Origin of the sequence: Pseudomonas sp. TH39(2020), assembly GCF_016650715.1 — a bacterium.
GTDB lineage: Bacteria > Pseudomonadota > Gammaproteobacteria > Pseudomonadales > Pseudomonadaceae > Aquipseudomonas > Aquipseudomonas mandelii_C.
Genome location: NZ_JAEKFF010000003.1, coordinates 122,034 through 142,849, shown reverse-complemented (window position 1 = coordinate 142,849; position 20,816 = coordinate 122,034). Strand labels below are relative to the sequence as shown.

Below are 20,816 nucleotides of genomic sequence, written 5' to 3'. Positions count from 1 at the left end.
CATGTCAGTCAACATTGATGATGAATGACACCGCCTTCGCGAGCAGGCTCGCTCCCACATTGGGTGTGGTGTGGTTATCGAGGGAGGATGTAGCGCTCGATTGCCTGGGCCGCACCGTCCTCGGTATTGGCGCCCGTCACCACGTCCGCCTGGCGCTTCACCGCCTCTTCCGACTGCCCCATGGCGATCGACAAGCCTGCGCGGTGAAACATCGCCGGGTCGTTGCCGCCATCGCCCAACGCCGCGGTCTGCTCCAGCGGCACACCGAGAAATTCAGCCAGTGTCGCCAGCGCTGCACCCTTGTTGGCTTGCATCGCGGTCACGTCGAGATAAATCGGCTGTGAACGGGAGACCTGTGCCTGGCCTTCCACTTTGGGCAGCAGGAGCGCTTCCAGCTCAATCAACAACTGCGTGTTGTTGCTGGTGGCGACGATCTTGTCGATGCGTTCCAGGTACGGCTCAAAACTCTCGACCACCACTGGCGGATAACCCAGGCCGTGCTGTTCACGAGGCACCATTGGGCCGTTCGGATCTTTGAGCAACCAGTCGCCACCACTGAACACCCAGATTTCGATGTCCGGACGGTCGGCAAACAGCGCCAATGCCGTCAGCGCAGCCGCCGCCGGCAAGTAATGCGCGACCAGCAAACTGCCGTCCGGATTGACGATGGTGCCGCCATTGAAGGCTGCCGTTGGCAGGTCGACGCCCAGGGCTTCAATCTGCTGCAACATGGCTTTGGGTGGACGGCCGGTGGCCAGGCTGAACAGCACACCCGCCTCGCGCAAGGAGCGGACCGCGGAGAGGGTGCGTTGGCTGAGGCTGTGATCGGGCAGCAACAAGGTGCCGTCCATGTCACTGAGCAGAAAACGGATGGGTTGCGACGTTGTATCACTCATCCGAGACCGTGCCAGACGCGACCATCGCGAGTCAGCAGATCTTCTGCAGCCTGCGGGCCGTCTTCGCCAGCGGCATAGCTCTGCACGCTCGAGTCCTGCTGCCAGGCGTCGAGGAATGGCTGCACGGCGCGCCAGCCATTCTCGATATTGTCGGCGCGCTGGAACAGCGTCTGATCGCCGGTCAGGCAATCGTAGATCAGGGTTTCATAGCCGGTGGACGGCTGCATTTCAAAGAAATCCTTGTAGGCAAAGCCCAGTTCGATATTGGCCATTTTCAAGGCCGGCCCGGGCCGTTTGGCCAGCAGGTCGAACCACATGCCTTCGTTGGGTTGAATCTGGATTCGCAGATAGGTCGGCTGCAACTCATCGACCTCGGTATCGCGAAACTGCGCATACGGCGCCGGTTTGAAGCAGATGACAATCTCGGTGTCGCGCACGCTCATGCGCTTGCCGGTGCGCAAGTAAAACGGCACGCCGACCCAGCGCCAGTTGTCGATCATGACCTTCAGCGCGACATAGGTTTCGGTATTGCTGTCGGGCGCCACGTTGTTTTCCTGGCGATAACCCGGCAATGGCTTGCCGTCGATTTCGCCGGGCGTGTATTGGCCGCGCACCGAATTGGCCAGCGCTTCCTCGACCGACCAGGGGCGAATCGCACCGACCACCTTGGCTTTCTCGCCGCGTACCGCATCGGCGCCAAAGGCGGCCGGCGGCTCCATCGCGACCATTGCCAGCAATTGGAACAGGTGATTGGGCACCATGTCCCGCAAGGCGCCAGTGTGTTCATAAAAACTGCCACGGGTTTCCACGCCGACGGTTTCGGCGGCGGTGATTTGTACGTGGTCGATGTAGTGGTTGTTCCAGAACGCTTCGAACAGGCTGTTGGAAAACCGGCTGATCAAAATGTTCTGCACGGTTTCCTTGCCCAGATAGTGATCGATCCGGTAGATCTGGTTTTCCGTCATCACCTTGAGCAAACAAGCGTTCAAGGATTCGGCAGTTGGCAAATCGGAACCGAAGGGTTTTTCGATCACTACCCTTCTGAACGCTTCTGGCGACTCTTGCAGCAAGCCGGCGGCGCCGAGACGACGCACCACTTCGCTGAAGAAACGTGGCGCGGTGGCCAGGTAGAAGACGGCGTTGCCAGTACCGCTGGCGGCGATTTTCGCCGCCAGCGCTTGATAGGTGCTGTCGTCCAGGAAGTCGCCCTGGACGTAGCTGATGCCTTTGGCCAACTTGGCCCACAAGTCCGGGTCAAGGGCTTGATCGCCCTTGCCGACCTTGGCGGCCACTTCGGCGCGAATGAAGTCTTCGAGTTTTTTCGCAAAGGCTTCATCAGTGATGGCGTTGTGGTCAACGCCGATGATCCGCAGTCCATCCCCAAGCAGACCGTCACGGCTCAGGTTGTACAGCGCAGGCATCAGCAGACGCTTGACCAGATCACCATGGGCACCGAATAGAAACAGCGTGGTCGGTGGTGCGGGTTCTGCCTTGGATTTATTGCGGATCAAGCGGGTCATTTTTTCGCAGTCTCCACATGGCCGCCGAAGCCGAAGCGCTGGGCCGAGAGAATCTTGTCGCCAAAGGTGCCTTGGCCGCGCGAACGGTAGCGGGAGAACAGCGAGTTCGACAGCACCGGTACAGGCACCGATTGCTCCATGGCGGCTTCGATGGTCCAGCGACCTTCACCGCTGTCAGCCACCGAGCCCGAGTAACCGTCGAGCTTCGGATCGCTGGCCAGCGCGTCGGCGGTCAGGTCGAGCAACCAGGACGACACGACGCTGCCACGACGCCAGACTTCGGCGATGTCGCCTACGTTCAGGTCGAAACGCTGGTCTTCCGGCAGGTTGGTGCTGGCCTTGGTCTTGAGGATGTCGAAGCCTTCGGCGAAGGCCTGCATCATTCCGTATTCGATGCCGTTGTGGATCATTTTCACGAAATGGCCCGAACCGGCCGGGCCTGCGTGGATGTAACCGCGCTCGGCACGATCGTCTTCGGACTTGCGGTCCTTGGTGCGAGGGATGTCGCCCAGGCCCGGTGCAAGGCTCTCGAACAGCGGATCAAGGCGTTTAACCACTTCGGCTTCGCCACCGATCATCATGCAGTAGCCCCGCTCCAGGCCCCAGACGCCGCCGGAGGTGCCGACGTCGACGTAGTGCAGGCCTTTTTCCGAGAGGGTTTTCGCCCGGCGGATGTCGTCCTTATAGAAGGTGTTGCCGCCGTCGATGATGGTATCGCCAGCTTCGAGCAAGGTGCTCAGGGTGTCGATGGTGTCTTCGGTCGGTGCGCCAGCCGGCAGCATGACCCACACCGCACGTGGTTTGGCCAGGCCAGCGACCAGCGCCGGCAGGTCGATGACGCCAGAGGCGCCTTCTGCGGCCAGGGTGTCGACAAAGGCGGTATTGCGGTCGTAAACAACGGTGGAATGACCGTTAAGCATCAGGCGCCGCGCAATATTGCCGCCCATGCGGCCCAGTCCAATAATCCCGAGTTGCATGTGCTGATGCTCCCTACTACAAATAATGTGTGTCAAAGGTTATAGCCCAACGCGACTCATTCGACTTAGTCCAGCGTTGGGGCACATAGTTTCCGGGCATTGTGCCCGATCAAGATTGATAGCGTCAGTAATCGCACCGAAGACACAACGACCATGAAAAATAAAAAAGTTCCCTTCCGGGGCAAAAGAAATCAAAATCAGCGCCGATAGTAAGTCAGCACCCGATTCCGGGGCAGGTTTACAGTTGAGGCAGCCATTTGCGAGGTGAGCAATGGGCACAGTACAAGCAGCACGGCCAGCACAAACCCTTTACGTCACGATCCGTCGTGATGAATTACGCCAGTTGAAAGACGAGCGCGACCAGTTGAAGCAGGAGCTCGCGCAATTGCGCTTGTTGACACAAAGCAATCAGGCCCAGCCTTTGCCCGTCACTCACCGTGTGCCTCACGCCTGATCCCTCGCTTGATTCGGGAGCAGCCCGCTGCTGCTTCCGACCCGCTGCCCCCCTTTACAAACCCAACAACTCCCCCCTTGGCCGACGCGGCGCCGCGCGAGCTGATCGTCGTGCATTCTGGTAAGTGGCAGTTTCTAGTCACGGCCATTGATGATCGGCAACCCTTTTGAGCGCGAGCAAAAGGCATTGATCGACTTCAGCCTGATGAAACCCAAGGCGGTGCCAGGCGCCCCGACAGTCGTTCAGAAGTAATCCTTTCAGGGGCCTGCGGACAATGACCCTGAGCCTGGACTGGAAGCTCCAGGCGCAGGTAATTCCCATTTGACGGAATCGGCGGATAATGTCCCTTCGACATTGCTTCATGGACGAAAGGACCCGACAACTCGTAGTGGGGCACACCATGAAACGTACAACCATGATCCTCGCCGGCCTGATGATGTTCAGTTCAACCGCTGCATTTGCCGAAGGTGGCGCTGAACGCATGCGGTACTACTTTGAGAGCCTGCGGTTCAGTCAACAACAGGCCCTGGGCCAGGTTACCCAGAGCAATGAACTCAGGGTTCCGGATGATCAAACCGCGCAAGTGACAGAGCACTACAAACCGTAACGACAAAGGGCGTCCTGATGGACGCCCTTTTTCTTTGCTCGTAATACCTTAAAGCGCCTTGGTCCAGAACAACATCCGACCGTGCGCCGGGTCGAACATGCCTGCGGCAAAACCGAACTTGCCATAGGAAGCCTGGGCGACTGCATTACCTTCCAGCACCTCCAGCGTGATTTTGCAGCAGCCGCGCTGGCGGGCGATGTCCTCGACCTTTTGCAGCATCTTCTGGCTCACCCCCAAGCCGCGAAACTTCTTCACCACCGCCACATCGTGCACGTTGACCAGCGGTCGACAGGCGAAGGTCGAGAAACCTTCAAAGCAATTGACCAACCCGGCCGGCTCGCCACCGACAAACGCCAGAACGCTGAACGCGTGGGGACGTTTGGCCAGCTCCGCCGGCAGTTGCTTCAACAAATCGGCGGGCAACGAGTGGCCGCCACCCATCGGGTCTTCGGCGTAAGCATTCAGCACCAGCCCAATCGCCTCGGCATGCACCGGGTTGGTGTAGCTGGCCTGAAGCACAAGAATTTCTGGGGATTCCATTTCCACCCTCGTTCGCACATTAATTTACCCCAGCACGCATCTCGCACTGAAAAGCCGACCGACAATATCGCGGGCACAGCCGTGTCGACAACCCGACCCTGCTGTAATTTTTCGCTCAAGCGCCCCAGATCAGCGCCTCGGTCCACCCCAGCTCGGCAAAATCCTCAACCCTCAAGCCTGACTCACCAGCACAGAAAAACTCGTCCAGTTGCGGCGGTTTGACCGAGGTGCCGCTGAGCATGGCGTGAACCTGTCCGCGATGATGAATCTGGTGCTCGAACAGATGGGACAGCAGGCGCAAGCGGCTGTCATGTTGCGGCGTGTCCCGGGCGATGGTCACTATCTTGCCGAGGTCGGCGTCGCGCATTTGCTCGCAGTAGGCGATCAGTCGAAGGTCCACCAGGGCTTGTTCGCGCTTGAGGTCTACTGCGTGCGTAAACGGCTCGTCCTGGTTGAAAAACACATAGCATTCGGGATGCGGGTCATCGCCGCGCAACTCCCGCTCCAGCGCATCCAGGTAAAACCAGTCGCAGGTCAGGATGTGATTGAGGGTAGCGCGCAGACTGGGAAAGAAGCTGACCCGCGGTGCCGCCAGCTCGGCCGGGCTCAACTGGCTCCAGGCCTTGGCGAGGCGATGATTGGCCCAGGCGTTCTGATAGGCCATGGTCAGCAAATGGTGCGACAGAGGCTGATTCATGTTCGCGGCTCCTTGTTCAAGCTTCGGCGAAACGTTGCAGCTGCATTTCCTGTAAACGGCTGAGGGTGCGGCGGAACGGAAACTCCAGATAACCCTCGGTGTACAACGATTCCATGGGCACCTGCGCTTCGAGGCACAGCGGCACCTTGCGGTCGTAGCACTCGTCCACCAGGGCGATGAAACGCCTTACACCGTCGTCATGCACCGACAATTGTGGCAACTCGCGATCGCCCGCCACCACCCGCTCGACGCCATCTTCAGTGCCTCGGGCAATGCGCCCTTCGCGCTTTTGCGCGCTGAGGTTGGGCACGTCACTCAACAGAATAGCGCTGAAGGTGTCGCACAGGGCGATGAAATCCATGGCGGCAAACGGCTGTTCACAGAGGTCGGCGTAACGAGTCCAGAGTACGGTTGGACTGGCCTGCACGACATTGAGTGAGCGGTAGCCCACCTTGACCGGGTCACTGGACACCGATTGGCCGACGGTCAGTGCCTTGAACACTTCACCCAGAGCGCTGGGTTGCCCCGGTGCCGACACCCAGTAACGTTGCAAACCTTTGCCGGGGTGCAGGCGATGATCTTCGCCGCCATCCACCGCAATCACCTGCATATGTTTCTTGATGGCTTCGATGGCCGGCACGAACCGGTCGCGGTTGAAGCCATCGGCGTACAGCTGGTCCGGTGGCTGATTGGAGGTGCAGACCACCACCACGCCCTGCTCGAACATCACCTGAAACAAACGCCCGAGAATGATCGCGTCGCCAATGTCGTTGACGAACAATTCGTCAAAGCACAGGACCCGCACTTCCTCGCTCAGTTCGCGAGCCAGCGCCTTCAACGGGTCGGCGGTGCCGGTCAGTTGAAACGAACGCTGATGCACCCAGCCCATAAAGTGGTGGAAATGTTGGCGACGGGCCGGGACCTTCAGGCTTTGGTAAAACTGGTCCATCAACCAGGTCTTGCCGCGCCCGACCGGGCCCCAGAGGTACACGCCAGTGATCGGCGTGCGCCCTTCATGCAGCGCTTCATAGCATTTCTGCAGCGCCCACACGGCATGTTCCTGGGCTTCGTCCTGGACGAAGCCCTTCTGTTCGATGGCCTGTTGCCAGGCGCTTAAGGGGGAGTCGACATTCATGCGCGGCAGTATGCCACGCGGTCTGGTTAGAGAGAGATGTCTAGCCGGGCAATCTTGCCCTGTTCATTCAGGCGAAACATGTAACGCAATTCCAGCGGGCTGCCGGGAAACGTTCCGGAGATCAGGTTATGCACCAGCACTTTGCCGGTGCGTAGTTGGACGTCGAGTACTTCAACCCGTGGCTGGTAACGCTGGGCAGTGTCTTGCATCCATTGCGCGATGGCGTGAGTGCCGACCTGGTGCTGGCCTTCATCGAACACATTGGCATCCTCAGCGAAAAAACTGGCGACCCGCGAGGTGTCGCGGGCGTTGGCGGCAGCAATGTAGGCGGCGATGGCGGGTGCCAGTGAAGAGGTGGGATTGGACATGGTTACGGCTCCTTGTTTGTTGATTCTGGAGCCATGCTAAAACAAGCCTGTGTCAGTTCTTGTCAGGAGTGAAGCGCCCTGCTTCGTCCAGTTGCATCTGCTTGCGCCAAGTGCGCAGCAGGTCGCTGCGCCGCCCCGGATAACGCTCGCCCTGCTCGTTCGCTGCCGAGATCCGGTCAGTGCGAAAGGTGCGATAGGCGCTGCGCAATTCACACCAGGCGACGATGATTCGCACCTCGTTCAGAAACCCCAGGGCCAGCGGCCAGATCAGCCGTTGACTCGGCACCTGATGGACGTCCGCATAATCGATGTGCAGCTTGATCTGATCGCGGATGGCCTGGCGAAACACATTCAGTGGCACCGCATTGGGCGCAAAGCCATAGCCGGGCGGTCCCGGCAACACCGTCGGGTTGCGTAACGCGTCCAGCGCTTCAGGCGCCAATACCGCCGCAATCTTGGCCAGCGCATCCGCCGCAGCCTTGCTCAACACCTCATCCCCGCGCTGATCCACATAGCGTAAACCCAGCACGATGGCTTCGGTTTCATCGGCGTTGAGCATCAACGGCGGCAGAAACAAACCGCTGCGCAGCACGTAACCGATCCCTGCTTCGCCGTAGATTGGCGCTCCAAGGGCGGTGAGTTCGGCGATGTCGCGGTACAGCGTGCGCTCGGAAATCCCCAATTCGCCGGCAAGCGTCGCCGCGGTCACCGGACGACTTTTGCCGCGCAGCACTTGCAACAAGGTCAGTAAACGAGTGGTACGCGACACGATCGGCAGGCTCTGTCCGTAAAAGTTGTCGGAGCTTAGCAGAGGACCCTGTCAGAAAGTGGCAGTAGCGTTGTGGCCGGTGGTCGGCCCTTTTTTTGCGAATGGAGAAGTACCTTGACGCCAGATATTACCGGCATCATATTAAATACATGTCGATAGACATTTATATTCGACCCCAACGTCTTTCCCTTCAGGAGTCATCCCATGCATTACAAAGTCTTCGGTCGCAAAACCGGCTTGCGGGTCTCGGAACTGGCGCTGGGCGCCGGTAACTTCGGCACCGGTTGGGGCCATGGCGCCGAGCGCGACGAAGCCAAACGCATTTTTGATGGCTACCTGGAGGCCGGCGGCAATTTCATCGACACCGCCAACGGCTATCAGGCCGGCCAGTCGGAAGCCATGCTCGGCGAGTTCATCGCAGCGGAACGGGATCGCCTGGTCATCGCCACCAAATACACCCTGGGGACCACGCCGGCTGCGGGCATTTCCCACACCGGCAACAACCGCAAGAACATGGTTCGCGCCGTGGAAGAAAGCCTGAAACGACTCAACACCGACCACATCGACCTGTTCTGGGCCCACATGAGCGATGGCGTGACACCGATGGAAGAAATCCTGCGCGGTTTCGACGACCTGGTGCGCGCCGGCAAGATTCATTACGCCGGGCTGTCGAACTTCCCGGCGTGGCGTATCGCTCGGGCCGACCTGCTGGCCGAGGTTCGCGGTTTTTCGCCGATTGCTGCGATTCAGGTGGAATACAGCCTCGCCGAACGCACCGCCGAACGTGAACAGCTGCCGATGGCCGAAGCCTTGGGCCTGGCCGCGACATTGTGGTCACCGTTGGGTGGCGGGTTCCTCACCGGCAAGTACCGCACCAACGATGGCGACAACCGCGCCGCCAAACTCGGCATGCTGATCCACGCTGAGAAAAGTGCCCGTGAAACCGCCCTGCTCGACACCTTGCTGGCCGTCGCCGCAGAACTGGGCGCCAGCCCGACGCACGTGGCCATTGCCTGGCTGCGGGAAAAAGCCAAACGTTCGACCACGGCACTGATTCCGATTCTCGGCTCTCGGACCCGTGAACAATTGGATGCGACCTTGGGTGCGTTGACTGTGCAATTGAGTGCGGAACAGGTGTCGCGGCTTGAGGGTGTCAGCGCTGTGGCGATGGGCGTGCCCCATGAATCCATTGCCGGGTCGACGGCGCGATTTACTGGAGCTGAAACTCTAGACCTGCCGATCATCCCAGTGGCCTGACACAGTTCAAATGTGGGAGCGAGCTTGCTCGCGATAGCGGCCTTTCATTCAACACATCTGTTGCATGTGCCGGCCCCATCGCGAGCAAGCTCGCTCCCACATTTTGTTTTGTGTATTACCGGTCGACCTTATGTTTAGCCGCATACAAACAAAGCATTTCCATCGCCAACGTCGCCGCCGCCAGTGAGGTAATGTCCGCACTGTCGTAGGCCGGCGCCACTTCCACAACGTCCATCCCCACTAGATTAATCCCGCGCAAGCCACCCAGGATTTCCAGCGCCTGCACCGTGCTCAAGCCGCCGCACACCGGCGTCCCGGTGCCTGGAGCGAAGGCCGGATCGAGGCAATCAATGTCGAACGTCAGGTACACCGGGTTATCACCGACCCGCGCGCGAATGGCCTCGACAATCGCATCAACACCACGTCGATGCACTTGCCGCGCATCCAGCACTTGAAAGCCCTGGTGATCGTCATTGGTGGTGCGCAAACCGATCTGCACCGAACGCGACGGATCCACCAACCCTTCCTTGGCCGCGTGCCAGAACATCGTGCCGTGATCGACGCGCTTGCCGTCTTCGTCCGGCCAGGTGTCGCTGTGGGCGTCGAAGTGGATCAACGACAGCGGACCATGTTTACGCGCATGGGCTTTGAGCAGCGGATACGTGATGAAGTGATCCCCGCCGAACGTGAGCATCGCGCTACCGGCGTTGAGAATGTGTTCGGCATGGGCTTCGATGCTTTCCGGCACCGACTGCGGAGTGCCGTAATCGAAGTCGCAATCGCCGTAGTCGATGACCGCCAGATGGTCGAACGGGTCGAACGTCCACGGCCAGTGACGTTCCCAGGCAATTCCGGTGGACGCGGCACGAATGCCGCGCGGTCCGAAACGCGCACCGGGGCGGTTGCTGGTGGCGGTGTCGAACGGGACACCGCTGACCGCTACGTCGACGCCGCGCAAGTCGCGACTGTAGCGACGACGCATGAAACTGGTGATACCGGCGTAGGTACTTTCGGCGGCAGTGCCATAGAGGCTGTCGCGGGTCATGGCCTGATCGTTTTGCATCGGGACGTCCATCTCAGGTTCCTTATTATTGGCGGCTACGGAAAGTGGTCCACAAGCGAGTGCGTTGACGCAGGTCCTTGAGGCTCATGCTGCGGTCGGCGTACAGCAGACCGCGAACGTCGGCGGGTGGGTAAATGTCCGGGTCGGTGCGAACCGCCTCATCCACCAGCGGCGTTGCTGCCTGGTTGGCTGTGGCAAAGAACAGGGTGTTGGTCAGCGCCGCGACGGAATCCGGGCGCAACATGAACTCGATAAAGGCGCGGGCCGCTTCGGGGTGTGGGGCGTCCTTGGGGATTGCCAGGTTGTCCTGCCAGACCAGCGTGCCCTCTTTCGGAATCCGGTACGCCACTTCGAACGGTTTATTGGCCTTGCGCGCCTGATCGGCCGCCATGCTGGCGTCGCCGTTGTAAGTCAACGCCAGGCATACGCTGCCGTTGGCCAGATCGCTGATCTGCCGACCGGTCGCGACGTACAGCACATTGGGTTGCAGCTGATGCAACAACGCCTCGGCAGCTGACAGATCAGCCTTGTCGGTGCTGTAAGGATTTTTACCCAGGTAATGCAGCGCCAGGCCGACTACTTCCTGGGGCGAATCGAGAATGGCGATGCCGCAATCTTTCAGTTTGCTGGCGTACTCCGGTTTAAACAGCAGGTCCAGGCTGTTGAGCGGCACGTCCGGCAAACGCTGTTTCACGGCTTCGACATTCATCCCCAAACCCAAGGTGCCCCAGGTGTAGGGCACGCCATAACGGTTGCCGGGGTCGACGGCGGCGAGTTTTTCCAGCAAATCCGGATCGAGGTTGGCGTATCCCTTGAGGCCTTCGTGGGGAATCTCTTTCAACGCTCCGGCTGCCAGTCCGCGGGCCAGCACACTGGACGACGGCACGACCACGTCATAACCGCTGCCACCGGTGAGCAACTTGGTTTCGAGCACCTCCGAGGAATCGAACGTGTCATAACGCACGTGGATGCCGGTTTCCTGCTCGAACCGCTGCAAGGTTTCAGGCGCTACGTAATCGGACCAACTGTAGAGATTCAGGACTTTTTCCTCGGCTTGGGCCGATACGGCCATGGCGAGGAACAGCGCGGGGAAACACAGCTTGAACATGGGAGCCATGACGGAACACCTGACCAGATGAAGTGGATGCAGAATGCGCCGTCGGATACATTGGAAAAATACCAAGTTAGTTATCCTGACTTTATCCAGGAGTAATGTTTGATGCTCAGCCAACTCCACGATCTCGATCTGCAACTGCTGCGCCTGTTCGTCAACGTGGTGGAGTGCGGCGGCTTCAGCGCGGCTCAAGGGGAGTTGGGCTTGAGCCAGTCGAGCATCAGCCAGCAAATGGCCAAACTGGAAACCCGGCTCGGTTATCGGCTGTGCAGTCGCGGTAAGGGTGGTTTCAAGATCACGCCCAAGGGTGAACAACTGCTGAGTGCGACTCGCAGCCTGTTCGAGTCGATCGAAGCGTTCCGTCATCAATCCAATGGTGTGGCCGGGCGCTTGATCGGCGAGGTTCGTCTGGGGCTGTCCGAAGCGCTCGATCAATCCGTGTTGCAACGGGTGGCCGATGCGATCCGGCGCTTTCGTGAACGGGACGAATCGGTACGTATCGAATTGATCAGCGCCATGCCCGGCGAAATGGAACGGTTGCTGCTGCAACAACGCCTGGACCTGGCGATCGGCTATTTCTCACAAGTGCAAAGCGCTTTTGACTACCGCGAACTGTTTACCGAAACCCAGCACCTGTATTGCGCCCCCGGACATCCGCTGTTCACCGACGATGCGCCTGATGATCTAGCGCTACAGGCTTGTGATCGGGTCGATCACCCTTACCGTTTCCTGCGCAGCGACGAGCCCTTCCAGGGGAAGATGTGTTCGGCGCGCTCGGAGCAAGTCGAAGGCACCCTCGCCTTCATTCTTTCCGGTAAGCATGTCGGTTATCTGCCCAGCCACTTTGCCCGCAGCTGGGTAGACAAAGGATTACTGCGGGCCGTGCGCCGTGGAGATATGAGTTTCGACGTGGCGTTTCATTTGGCCCGCCATCGCGCCCTGGTACCGGGGGATGCGCAAAAGGCCTTTGAAGAGGATTTGTTGGCGGCGTTCGCCTGAAGATCAAAAGATCGCAGCCTTCGGCAGCTCCTACATGAGATTGGCGTAGGAGCTGCCGAAGGCTGCGATCTTTTGATCTTGCTTCGATCGTTTTTTTGCCGTGGCCCGACCGTTCTGGCATCCTGCGCCTCCATTTTTGACCCGGCCCGCCTTCTGGCATGCACACCACCATGACCGCCTCTGAAAAAGCCCCTGCCCCGCGCAATAACGACCTGATTTACGGCCTCGACGATCGCCCGCATCTGACCGCCACCGTCTTCGCCGCCCTGCAACACGTGCTCGCCAGTTTCGTCGGCATCATCACCCCGACCCTGATCATGGGCGGCGCTCTCGGCCTGCAAAGCGAAGTGCCCTACCTGATCAGCATGGCGCTGTTCGTCTCGGGGCTGGGCACGTTTGTTCAGGCGCGACGTTTCGGCCCGATCGGCTCCGGCCTGCTGTGTCTGCAAGGCACCAGCTTCTCATTTATCAGCGTGATCCTCAGTGCCGGTTTCATGGTCAAGGCCCGGGGTGGCGGCACCGATGAGATCCTCTCGACGATCTTCGGTGTGTGCTTTTTCGCCGCCTTCATCGAAGTGGTGTTGAGCCGGTTCATCGGTAAATTGCGGATGCTGATCACCCCGGTGGTGACCGGCACGATCATCACGCTGATGGGCCTGTCCCTGATCAAAGTCGCCATGACCGACATCGCCGGCGGCTTCGGTGCGGCGGACCTCGGCGCGGCCAGTCATCTGGCCCTGGCGGCCCTGGTGCTCGGAACGATTGTGGTGTTGAACCGGGTCGATGTGCCGTTCCTGCGCCTCGGTGCGATCGTCATCGGCCTGACCCTCGGTTACGTCGTGGCCTGGCTGATGGGTGACGTCAATTTCGCCAGCCTGCCCGACGTACCGCTGATGAGCGTGCCGGTGCCGTTCAAGTACGGCTTTAACTTCGACTGGGTGGCGTTTGTGCCGGTGGCGGTGATTTTCCTGGTGTCGCCGCTGGAAGCCGCCGGTGACTTGACCGCCAACTCGATGATTTCCCGGCAGCCGGTCAAAGGCCCGATCTACATCCGCCGGATCAAGTCCGGCCTGCTCGCCGACGGCCTCAACTCGGCCATGGCCGCCGTGTTCAACAGCATGCCGATGGTGACCTTCGCCCAGAACAACGGCGTGATTCAGCTCACTGGTGTGGCCAGCCGCTACGTGGCGTTCTTCATTGCCGGTTTGTTGGTGGTACTGGGGCTGTTCCCGATGATCGGCGCAGTGCTGCAACTGATGCCCAAACCGGTACTCGGCGGGGCTGAACTGGTGATGTTCGGCACCGTCGCCGTCGCCGGGATCAAGATCCTCGCCGAAGCCGGCCTGCACCGGCGCAACATGCTGATCGTGTCGATTTCCCTCGGCATGGGCCTGGGTGTCGCGGCGGTTCCGGAAGTGTTGCGCGAGTTGCCGAAGGCGCTGCACAACATTTTCGAATCGCCGATCACCGTCGGCGCGTTGTGCGCAATCGTGCTGAATATCTTCCTGCCCGAAGAGTTCATTGAACTGGAAGAAGATGACTTCGATCCCGAAGCCTCGATCCTTCGGGTCATGGAAAATCCGCCGGCCACTGAAACAGCCGCCAGCCTGAACCGCTGAAGGGACCGTGCTACATTCGTTGCGACTCCGCTTGGTAGAAGGTTGATCGCACGTTGAACAAGAAAACCGGCATCCGGGCCGCTCAGGCCCTTCAAACCCGAACCCGGATTCTCGAAGCGGCCGTGAAGGTGTTCACCCGCGACGGCTACTCCGGGGGACGGGTGGAGAGCATTTCCCGCGAGGCCGATTCCAACGACCGCATGCTCTATTACTACTTCGGCAGCAAAGAGCAGTTGTTCATCTGCGTGCTGGAACACACCTACGAGCAATTCAATAAAGCCGAAAGCCAGCTCAAGCTGGACCTGAGTACGCCACTGGTGGCCCTGCAGGATCTGGTGGCGTTCGTCTGGAACTACTACGTCGAGCACCCGGAATTCGTCGCCATCCTCAGCAACGAAAACCTGCACAACGGCAAGCACGCCCAACAGTCCAGCGAATTACGCAGGTTGTCGGGAGAAGCGGTCGGTGTGTTGCGGCCAATCATTGAGGCGGGTCAGGTGCAGGGATTGTTTCGTCAGGATCTGGACATCAAGCATGTGTATCTGATGATCGCCTCGCTTTGCTACTTCTATAACTCCAACCGGCACACCCTCAGTTCCTTCCTGGGAGAGGATCTGGCGGACAAGGGTCAGCAGCAGGATTGGTTGGGGTTTATCAAGGATCTGGTGGTGCGGGGAGTGATGCGGTTGCCGGAGCAGGATCAGCGGTGACCGCGCCGGCCTCTTCGCGAGCAGGCTCGCTCCCACAAGGGTTGCGCTGAACCTGTGGGAGCGAGCCGGCTCCGGGCGGCGATCCGACAAAGCTTTTAATGGGTGCCCGGATTCGCCCGCAGATGCGCAACCTTCTGTTCCAACCCTTCCCAACCCGACGCATTTGAAGCAAACCGATGACGCAAGTACGCCGCCAGTTCCGCCACCTGCGTATTGGACAAGCTGTCCTTGAAACCGGGCATGTAGCCCAGGTCCTTGGTGGCCGGAGTATCGATACCTTGCAGGATGACCTTGATCAGGTTGTCCGGTTGGTCGCTGTGCACATTGGTATTGCTCGCCAGAGACGGACTCACGCCAAACAGTTTCGGCCCCAGGCCATCCGCGTGACAGGCCTTGCACGAACCTTCGAACACCCGCTGACCGTTGCTCAATGACAGGCTCGCGACCGGCGACGGCCGGGTGGCTTTCTCCACCACTTGCGCTTCAGTCTGCGCGCCGTTGAGTGACGTCAGGTACACCGCCATCGCCCGGATATCCGTCCTGGGCAATTTCGCCAGTTCACTGACCACCGGCCCCATGGGCCCGGTCGCCACGCCATGGGCATCGGAATAGCCGGTGCTGAGATAGTCGAACAGCTGATTCTCCGTCCACGGCGTTGGCGCTTTCGACAAACCGTTCAGCGCCGGCGCTTCCCAGCCATCGACCGTGCCGCCAGCCAGGAACGATACTCCGCCCTTCTCCGCTCCCATCAAATTGCGTGGCGAATGGCAGGCGGCGCAGTGCCCCAGACCGTTGACCAGGTAGGCGCCGCGATTCCATTGCTCGCTACGTTCTGGCTGCACGCTGATTTCACCTTTACGCAGAAACAACGCATTCCACCCGGCCATCAACGGCCGCAGATTGAAAGGAAAACGCATGTCGTTGGCTGTCGCCGGTTGGCTGACCGGCGCTTGCGACATCAGGTACGCATACAGCGCCTGCATGTCGGCATCGTTGATATTGCGAAACGCGGTGTAGGGAAACGCCGGGTACAGATTGCGCCCGTCGCGACCGATGCCATCGCGCATCGCCCGTTCGAACGCCGGGTACGACCAGTTGCCGATGCCGGTCTTCACATCCGGTGTGATGTTGCTGCTGTAGAGCGTGCCAAACGGCGTCTGCATCGCCAGGCCTCCGGCATTGGTCGCGCCGCCGGGCGCAGTGTGGCAAACCGCGCAATCGCCGACCGCCGCCAGCAACCGTCCGCGCTCCAGGGTTGCTGCCGACCAGGTGCCAGCACTTGGCGGGGCAATCGGCGCGATTTCACCGTGAAATGGCCACGCCGTCGCGGCCATACCCAGCACCGCGCCGAACGCGGCAAACAGCGAACCGAACAGCCACTTCGAGCGTTTGGCCGGCGACTTCGGTGGCTCGTCACAAGTGCCGGCATTCAGCGCCGCCAGCACCCGCTCCGGGGTAATCGGCAGTTCGCGAAAACGAATCCCGGTGGCGTCGTAAATGGCGTTGGCAATCGCCGCCGCACTCGGCACCGAGGCGGACTCACCGGCGCCCATGGGCGGTTGGTCCTGACGCGGCATCATCATGACGTCGATCTGCGGCACTTCAGGGAAGGTCAGGATCGGATAACCGCCCCACTCCTTGCTGGCGACGGTGGATTCCTCGAAAGTCACCCGTTCCTTGAGCACCCGACTGGTGGATTGAATGACATTGCCGTGGATCTGATGCTGTACGCCCGCCGGGTTGATCATCATCCCCGAGTCATGACCGATCACCACCCGCGTGACCGACACATCACCGGTCTGGCGATCCACCGCCACGTCCGCCACCCACGCGGCCCACGCCGCACCGAAACCGGGGAACTTGCTGTGGATGTAGCGCGCGTAGGCAAAGCCACGACCGCGCAGGAACTGATCGTCGTTCGGGGTTTGCATCGGCGCGGTACGCGGGGTCCAGGCGGCGCGCTCGGCGGTGGATTTCACCAGGTCAATGGCGCGCTCATCGCGCAGATAGCGCAGTCGATACTCCACCGGATCCACGCCCGCCGCGAACGCCAGTTCATCGATGTACGACTCGTGGGCGAAGGTGTTGGGCAGCGCCGACACCCCGCGCATCCACGAAGCGCGGACAATCGGCGCCATGTCATTGATGGTGACGCGCATGTGCTCGAAGTCATAAGGCGGGATCGACGTGCGATCGCCCATCTCGAACATCGCCGCTACCGGCTCGACCCGTCCGGTCAACAGCAAGGCCAGGGTCGGCGCGCCGTTCGATGGGTAGCTGGTCTGGAAATCATAAGCGGCGACGCTGCCATCGGCGTTCAAGCCACCATCGACATCCATCAGTTGCGCGGTGCCCTTGGGTTCCCACAGGTGCTCCTGCTCGCGAGTCAATTGCACCCGCACCGGTTTGCCTACGGCGCGGGACAACAGCAAGGCATCAGCGCAGACATCGTCGGCACAGTTACGCCCATAACAGCCCGACGCTTCCATGCGAATAATCTCGATCGATTCTTCCGCGCACTCCAGCAGCCAGGCGAGATCCGCTCGCAGCAAATGCGGATTCTGGCTACCGGACCACACGCGGGAGCCCGACGGCTGATAGTCCGCCAACCCGCAAGACGGGCCGATGGAGCCGTGCATCTGATACGGCCACAGATACGTGCGCGGCATGCGTTGATGGGCCCCGGCCAAGGCGTCATCGACGTTGCCCTGGTCTAGGACGACCCGCTGCACTCTCGGGTTGTCGCGGATCGCCTGTTCGACATCGCTCATGTCCGGCAGCGCATGGTTCCAGGCTTTCCAGCTGATTTTGAGTGCCTGGGCCGCTTTGATCGCCTGTTCTTCGCGCAGGGCCACGACGCCGACGAAATCACGGATCACCACCACCGCGACGATTCCGGCGATATGGGCGATGGAGGATTCATCGACTTCCAGCAGGCTGTTGCCGACGAAGTCGCCGCAATCGAGCCCGGCATAAGGTGGGCGAATCACCCGGCCGTGGAGCATGTCCGGCACCCGCATGTCGTGGACGTAAGTCAGTTCACCAGTGGCTTTGGCCGGAATATCCACACGCGCGGCGCCCTTGCCGACCAGCCGATAATCCTCGGCGGGTTTGAGGGGTGCGCTGCCGGAGATGCGCAGTTCAACGTGGTCACCCCGGACCAGATCGGCGTAGGCCGTGGTGCGTCCGTCCGCCGCGACAATTATCCCAGCCTCGACCTTCAGGCTGCCCGCCTCCACCGACCAGCGTTCTGCCGCCCGTTCCAGCAGAAACCGCCGGGCCTCGGCAGCGGCGTTGCGCAGCGGGATTGCGGAAATCTGCAGGGTGGCGCTGGCGATGGTCGCGCCCTGATTGGGCACACGCTCGGTGTCGCCCAGCACCATGCGCACCTGCTCCAGTTGCAGGTCCAGTTCTTCGGCGACGATCTGCGCCAACGAGGTTCGGATGCCGGTGCCAAGGTCGACATGCCCGTTGAAGGCATACACGCGCCCGTCGTCGCTGATGGCGATGAACAACCCAAGCTCCCTGGGTTTGATCAGCGGCGTACCGCCCTTGGCCACAGGGCCTGATGGCGGCAGGATGTCGTCGACGATCAGCAGAACGCCGGTCTTGGCCAGCCATTGGTCGCGGGTGGGGATTGCGTCAGTCATGGTCATCGATCCACGTTCAAGGCGTTTGACGGGCGGCACGCAGCACCGCGCGGAGGATTTCGATATGGGTGCCGCAACGGCAGAGGTTGGCCGAGAGTTCGTTGCGGATCTGGGTTTCGCTAGGGTGCGGGATGCGGTCGAGCAAGGCCTTGGCGGTCATGATCATGCCATTGAGGCAGTAGCCGCATTGCGCCGCCTGCTCATCGATAAAGGCTTGTTGCACCGGGTGCGGATCGGCTCGGTTACCGAGCCCTTCGAGGGTGACGATCTGCCGGTCCACGGCGCCGGCCAGCGGAAACACGCAGGAGCGAGCCGCCACGCCATCGATGATCACCGTGCACGCGCCGCACTCGCCCAGGCCGCAACCGTACTTGGGGCCGTTGAGTTGCAGGTCATTGCGCAGGATCAGCAATAACGGCGTGTCCGCCATCGCGGTGACGGTGGTGGTGTGGCCGTTGACCTCAAGCGCAACCGTGATTTCCTGGCTTGTCATTCGCTTCGCCCGCTTCAGTTGATGAAGTATCCACTACACCAAAAGGTCGAAGAAAAGGTCGCGGGCCAATATCAGTTTGTGGCGTCGCGACACACTCGAGTGGTGAAGTGGTTACTACATGAAAAGAGAGCAAAAACGATGCCAGAGACTTGAACCAGTGATCAGTCCTGTGGGTCGTCGATCATTTTGCGCAGCAAAAACAGCACGGCAACCTGCTCTGCCGGGTTGAGGTTGCTCATGGTCAGCTCAGTGATTTTCCCGGCACAGGGCACGGTTTGCTGCACCAGTTGATCGCCGGCTTCGGACAGGCCGACAATGACTTTTCGTCGGTCCTGCGGGTCGGGTTCGAGGGTGATCAGTTCCCGGGCCTTGAGTCGCTCGACGATGCCGCGAATGGTTGCCTGGTCCACGGCGGTGGCTTTGACCAGTTCAGTCAACGAACTGGGGCCGTGATCACGCACGGCGCACAGGGTGACGAACTGCACCGCGGTGAGCTGGGAGTCGCCGACGTTCTGCTGAAAAATCGCCATGTGCCGTTGATAGGCCTTGCGCAGCAAATGCCCGACTTGCTCGGAGAAAACGTAGGAGGAATCAGGGGTTTCAGGCACGGCAGACTCGAAAGACGATGTGTAGTGGGAAGGCATGATGGACAGGTTGGGAGGCGGACTCAAGAGTGACGTTGGCCGGACACACGCCTTCGCGAGCAGGCTCGCTGCCACAAGGGTTATGCGATCCCCTGTGGGAGCGAGCCTGCTCGCGAAAAGGTTTCAGCGAACTCGGGAAGCCTCGGGTGCGACTACATCCCCACCGATCAACACCGTCTGATCATCCAGGTACACATCGCAATGGCGCAGCGGAATATCCAGGTGGCACGGGGTTTTGCGGGTGCCACCCACTTCGGTATTCGGTCCGGTGGAGAACAGGAAGTTGCCGTAGAACGCCCGGGCATCCATGCACATGCCATCGTTTTTGTCGTGCAGCCCCATGGCCGTCCACTGCGCCCGTGGCTGCAAGCCCCAGCCAATGTGGGAAATGCCGTAGACCTCTGGATCGTTGAAGTACTTCATGTAGTCACGCAGGTAGTCGGCCTCGAAACCGCCGTGGATTGAAGTGATGAAGCCCTTCTCGATTTCCAGGGTGATTTTCTCCCGGGTGTAGGTCTTGAACGGCAGCAGAATATCGCCGACATCCAGCACCAGCACGCCCTCGGCCGTTTCTTCGTTGGGCCAGGAGAACAGAAAACCGCTGGGCCAGTGGTCCCAGCGTCCCGGTTCATCGGCGAAACCGTACTCGGTGACTGAAGGATATTGCCCCAGCGCAGCACGGAAATCGCTGCCGGCCTTTGATTTGACGTGAATCGAGCGCGCCTGCCTGAGCAGCGTTTCCGCCGCCATCACCCGCACCTTATCGGCCTCGGTCGGCAGCATGCGCGCCAGGACTTCCGGGGGCTCCACGGCCAGCAGAATCCGCGTGCCGGTCTTGAGGATCTGTTCCTGTTCCGGCGAGTGCAGCAGCATCATCGTGTCGACGATCAGGTCCGCCGCTTCAAGCGCCCGCTGCGCCGCGATATTGCCGGTCAGCGCGGTGTCGCCGCAGTAGGCCGTCATGTCATTGCCCATGGCCGTCGGATGGTTGAACGAAGGCAACTCCACCGCATAAACCTTGGCCCCCAGCCGCTGGGCCGCCTCCATCGCCGCACGCACGGTGCGCGGGTTCGAATAATGGCTCTTGAGCACGGCGACGCTCTGGGTCGGGTCGACCTTCGACAGCTTCAACACGTGCTCAAACATCTGGGTCAATTCGCAATCGCTTACCGGCATTTTCCTGTCTCCTCGATCGTCTGCTTCGCACCAAGTCGAGGCGCCTCGCCTCACTCCAGTGCATTTTTATAGCGTATACGCCATTTGTATACGATAAGACCCTAAAAGAAGGCTGACTGCAAGCGTCG

The 20,816-nt window shown here is 60.5% G+C and carries 20 protein-coding genes; 6 read left to right on the top strand and 14 right to left on the bottom strand.

From position 1 onward, the window contains the following. Nucleotides 1-74 precede the first annotated feature (74 nt). From JFU47_RS03115 to gnd, 3 genes are read right to left on the bottom strand one after another with little or no spacing between them, the layout of a single operon-like run. The gene (locus JFU47_RS03115; RefSeq protein WP_201180737.1) at nucleotides 75-896 is read right to left on the bottom strand and encodes an HAD family hydrolase; all 822 of its coding nucleotides are present in this window, start codon (nucleotides 894-896) and stop codon (nucleotides 75-77) included. Further along, a complete protein-coding gene (zwf, locus tag JFU47_RS03110; protein WP_201180736.1) occupies nucleotides 893-2,416 on the bottom strand; it encodes a glucose-6-phosphate dehydrogenase in 1,524 nt (507 codons plus the stop codon). Before zwf ends, JFU47_RS03115 begins: the two co-directional genes overlap by 4 nt. Continuing rightward, nucleotides 2,413-3,393 (bottom strand): phosphogluconate dehydrogenase (NAD(+)-dependent, decarboxylating), encoded by a 981-nt coding sequence (gnd, locus tag JFU47_RS03105; protein ID WP_201180731.1) that lies wholly within the window; start codon nucleotides 3,391-3,393, stop codon nucleotides 2,413-2,415. Before gnd ends, zwf begins: the two co-directional genes overlap by 4 nt. A 271-nt stretch (nucleotides 3,394-3,664) precedes the next feature. Between gnd and JFU47_RS03100 the strand changes: the two genes are divergently transcribed. Both JFU47_RS03100 and JFU47_RS03095 read left to right on the top strand, forming a co-directional pair. Beyond that, entirely contained in the window at nucleotides 3,665-3,847 is a 183-nt protein-coding gene (locus tag JFU47_RS03100) for a DUF6026 family protein (protein WP_008149922.1), read from the top strand. 400 nt (nucleotides 3,848-4,247) lie between these two features. After that, complete coding sequence (locus JFU47_RS03095; RefSeq protein WP_201180723.1) at nucleotides 4,248-4,454, top strand: hypothetical protein; 207 nt, start codon at nucleotides 4,248-4,250, stop codon at nucleotides 4,452-4,454. 48 nt (nucleotides 4,455-4,502) lie between these two features. Here JFU47_RS03095 and JFU47_RS03090 read toward each other — a convergent pair whose 3' ends face one another. The 5 genes from JFU47_RS03090 to JFU47_RS03070 all read right to left on the bottom strand — a co-directional run bounded on the left by JFU47_RS03090 (nucleotide 4,503) and on the right by JFU47_RS03070 (nucleotide 7,963). Continuing rightward, entirely contained in the window at nucleotides 4,503-4,994 is a 492-nt protein-coding gene (locus JFU47_RS03090) for a GNAT family N-acetyltransferase (protein ID WP_201180722.1), read from the bottom strand. A gap of 115 nt (nucleotides 4,995-5,109) precedes the next feature. Next, the gene (locus tag JFU47_RS03085) at nucleotides 5,110-5,691 is read right to left on the bottom strand and encodes a DinB family protein (protein WP_123364996.1); all 582 of its coding nucleotides are present in this window, start codon (nucleotides 5,689-5,691) and stop codon (nucleotides 5,110-5,112) included. Nucleotides 5,692-5,707: 16 nt separating this feature from the next. Further along, on the bottom strand, nucleotides 5,708-6,826 hold the full coding sequence (gene zapE, locus JFU47_RS03080) for a cell division protein ZapE (RefSeq protein WP_201180720.1): 1,119 nt from the start codon (nucleotides 6,824-6,826) through the stop codon (nucleotides 5,708-5,710). A 26-nt stretch (nucleotides 6,827-6,852) separates the two neighbouring features. Beyond that, nucleotides 6,853-7,194 (bottom strand): nuclear transport factor 2 family protein, encoded by a 342-nt coding sequence (locus JFU47_RS03075; protein WP_140678508.1) that lies wholly within the window; start codon nucleotides 7,192-7,194, stop codon nucleotides 6,853-6,855. A 52-nt stretch (nucleotides 7,195-7,246) separates the two neighbouring features. Beyond that, a complete protein-coding gene (locus tag JFU47_RS03070; RefSeq protein WP_201180719.1) occupies nucleotides 7,247-7,963 on the bottom strand; it encodes an HTH domain-containing protein in 717 nt (238 codons plus the stop codon). 204 nt (nucleotides 7,964-8,167) lie between these two features. Here JFU47_RS03070 and JFU47_RS03065 point away from each other — a divergent pair, with 204 nt between their 5' ends. Further along, nucleotides 8,168-9,220 (top strand): aldo/keto reductase, encoded by a 1,053-nt coding sequence (locus tag JFU47_RS03065; protein WP_201180718.1) that lies wholly within the window; start codon nucleotides 8,168-8,170, stop codon nucleotides 9,218-9,220. Nucleotides 9,221-9,335: 115 nt separating this feature from the next. On the opposite strand, the gene speB is transcribed toward JFU47_RS03065, so the two are convergent. Both speB and JFU47_RS03055 read right to left on the bottom strand, forming a co-directional pair. After that, nucleotides 9,336-10,295, bottom strand: coding sequence for an agmatinase (gene speB / locus JFU47_RS03060; protein ID WP_140678502.1), 960 nt, complete (start codon nucleotides 10,293-10,295; stop codon nucleotides 9,336-9,338). A gap of 13 nt (nucleotides 10,296-10,308) precedes the next feature. After that, nucleotides 10,309-11,400, bottom strand: coding sequence for a polyamine ABC transporter substrate-binding protein (locus tag JFU47_RS03055; protein WP_201180716.1), 1,092 nt, complete (start codon nucleotides 11,398-11,400; stop codon nucleotides 10,309-10,311). A 102-nt stretch (nucleotides 11,401-11,502) separates the two neighbouring features. Here JFU47_RS03055 and JFU47_RS03050 point away from each other — a divergent pair, with 102 nt between their 5' ends. From JFU47_RS03050 to JFU47_RS03040, 3 genes are all read left to right on the top strand, one after another. Then, complete coding sequence (locus JFU47_RS03050) at nucleotides 11,503-12,396, top strand: LysR family transcriptional regulator (RefSeq protein ID WP_140678498.1); 894 nt, start codon at nucleotides 11,503-11,505, stop codon at nucleotides 12,394-12,396. Nucleotides 12,397-12,566: 170 nt separating this feature from the next. Further along, on the top strand, nucleotides 12,567-14,015 hold the full coding sequence (locus tag JFU47_RS03045; protein WP_201180715.1) for a nucleobase:cation symporter-2 family protein: 1,449 nt from the start codon (nucleotides 12,567-12,569) through the stop codon (nucleotides 14,013-14,015). Between the two features lie 53 nt (nucleotides 14,016-14,068). Beyond that, nucleotides 14,069-14,725 carry a TetR/AcrR family transcriptional regulator gene (locus JFU47_RS03040; protein ID WP_201180714.1) on the top strand — a complete coding sequence of 219 codons (657 nt, stop codon included), beginning with the start codon at nucleotides 14,069-14,071 and terminating at the stop codon, nucleotides 14,723-14,725. Between the two features lie 95 nt (nucleotides 14,726-14,820). Here JFU47_RS03040 and JFU47_RS03035 read toward each other — a convergent pair whose 3' ends face one another. From JFU47_RS03035 to JFU47_RS03020, 4 genes are all read right to left on the bottom strand, one after another. After that, nucleotides 14,821-18,375 carry a molybdopterin cofactor-binding domain-containing protein gene (locus tag JFU47_RS03035; protein ID WP_201180713.1) on the bottom strand — a complete coding sequence of 1,185 codons (3,555 nt, stop codon included), beginning with the start codon at nucleotides 18,373-18,375 and terminating at the stop codon, nucleotides 14,821-14,823. A gap of 16 nt (nucleotides 18,376-18,391) precedes the next feature. Then, nucleotides 18,392-18,868 (bottom strand): (2Fe-2S)-binding protein, encoded by a 477-nt coding sequence (locus JFU47_RS03030; RefSeq protein ID WP_140678490.1) that lies wholly within the window; start codon nucleotides 18,866-18,868, stop codon nucleotides 18,392-18,394. Between the two features lie 161 nt (nucleotides 18,869-19,029). After that, nucleotides 19,030-19,512: a MarR family winged helix-turn-helix transcriptional regulator gene (locus JFU47_RS03025; RefSeq protein ID WP_201180709.1), complete on the bottom strand. Its 483-nt coding sequence runs from the start codon at nucleotides 19,510-19,512 to the stop codon at nucleotides 19,030-19,032. Between the two features lie 123 nt (nucleotides 19,513-19,635). Continuing rightward, nucleotides 19,636-20,688 (bottom strand): 2,5-dihydroxypyridine 5,6-dioxygenase, encoded by a 1,053-nt coding sequence (locus tag JFU47_RS03020; RefSeq protein WP_201180708.1) that lies wholly within the window; start codon nucleotides 20,686-20,688, stop codon nucleotides 19,636-19,638. Nucleotides 20,689-20,816: the final 128 nt, after the last annotated feature.

Excerpts from the sequence above, each read along its gene's own strand:
- JFU47_RS03090 (WP_201180722.1), bottom strand. The coding sequence starts at position 4,994 with ATGGAATCCCCAGAAATTCTTGTGCTTCAGGCCAGCTACACCAACCCG.
- JFU47_RS03055 (WP_201180716.1), bottom strand. The coding sequence starts at position 11,400 with ATGGCTCCCATGTTCAAGCTGTGTTTCCCCGCGCTGTTCCTCGCCATG.
- gnd (WP_201180731.1), bottom strand. The coding sequence starts at position 3,393 with ATGCAACTCGGGATTATTGGACTGGGCCGCATGGGCGGCAATATTGCG.
- JFU47_RS03075 (WP_140678508.1), bottom strand. The coding sequence starts at position 7,194 with ATGTCCAATCCCACCTCTTCACTGGCACCCGCCATCGCCGCCTACATT.
- JFU47_RS03045 (WP_201180715.1), top strand. The coding sequence starts at position 12,567 with ATGACCGCCTCTGAAAAAGCCCCTGCCCCGCGCAATAACGACCTGATT.
- JFU47_RS03050 (WP_140678498.1), top strand. The coding sequence starts at position 11,503 with ATGCTCAGCCAACTCCACGATCTCGATCTGCAACTGCTGCGCCTGTTC.
- JFU47_RS03095 (WP_201180723.1), top strand. The coding sequence starts at position 4,248 with ATGAAACGTACAACCATGATCCTCGCCGGCCTGATGATGTTCAGTTCA.
- speB (WP_140678502.1), bottom strand. The coding sequence starts at position 10,295 with ATGGACGTCCCGATGCAAAACGATCAGGCCATGACCCGCGACAGCCTC.
- JFU47_RS03035 (WP_201180713.1), bottom strand. The coding sequence starts at position 18,375 with ATGACTGACGCAATCCCCACCCGCGACCAATGGCTGGCCAAGACCGGC.
- zapE (WP_201180720.1), bottom strand. The coding sequence starts at position 6,826 with ATGAATGTCGACTCCCCCTTAAGCGCCTGGCAACAGGCCATCGAACAG.
- JFU47_RS03030 (WP_140678490.1), bottom strand. The coding sequence starts at position 18,868 with ATGACAAGCCAGGAAATCACGGTTGCGCTTGAGGTCAACGGCCACACC.
- JFU47_RS03065 (WP_201180718.1), top strand. The coding sequence starts at position 8,168 with ATGCATTACAAAGTCTTCGGTCGCAAAACCGGCTTGCGGGTCTCGGAA.
- JFU47_RS03100 (WP_008149922.1), top strand. The coding sequence starts at position 3,665 with ATGGGCACAGTACAAGCAGCACGGCCAGCACAAACCCTTTACGTCACG.
- JFU47_RS03020 (WP_201180708.1), bottom strand. The coding sequence starts at position 20,688 with ATGCCGGTAAGCGATTGCGAATTGACCCAGATGTTTGAGCACGTGTTG.
- JFU47_RS03085 (WP_123364996.1), bottom strand. The coding sequence starts at position 5,691 with ATGAATCAGCCTCTGTCGCACCATTTGCTGACCATGGCCTATCAGAAC.
- JFU47_RS03115 (WP_201180737.1), bottom strand. The coding sequence starts at position 896 with ATGAGTGATACAACGTCGCAACCCATCCGTTTTCTGCTCAGTGACATG.
- zwf (WP_201180736.1), bottom strand. The coding sequence starts at position 2,416 with ATGACCCGCTTGATCCGCAATAAATCCAAGGCAGAACCCGCACCACCG.
- JFU47_RS03025 (WP_201180709.1), bottom strand. The coding sequence starts at position 19,512 with ATGCCTTCCCACTACACATCGTCTTTCGAGTCTGCCGTGCCTGAAACC.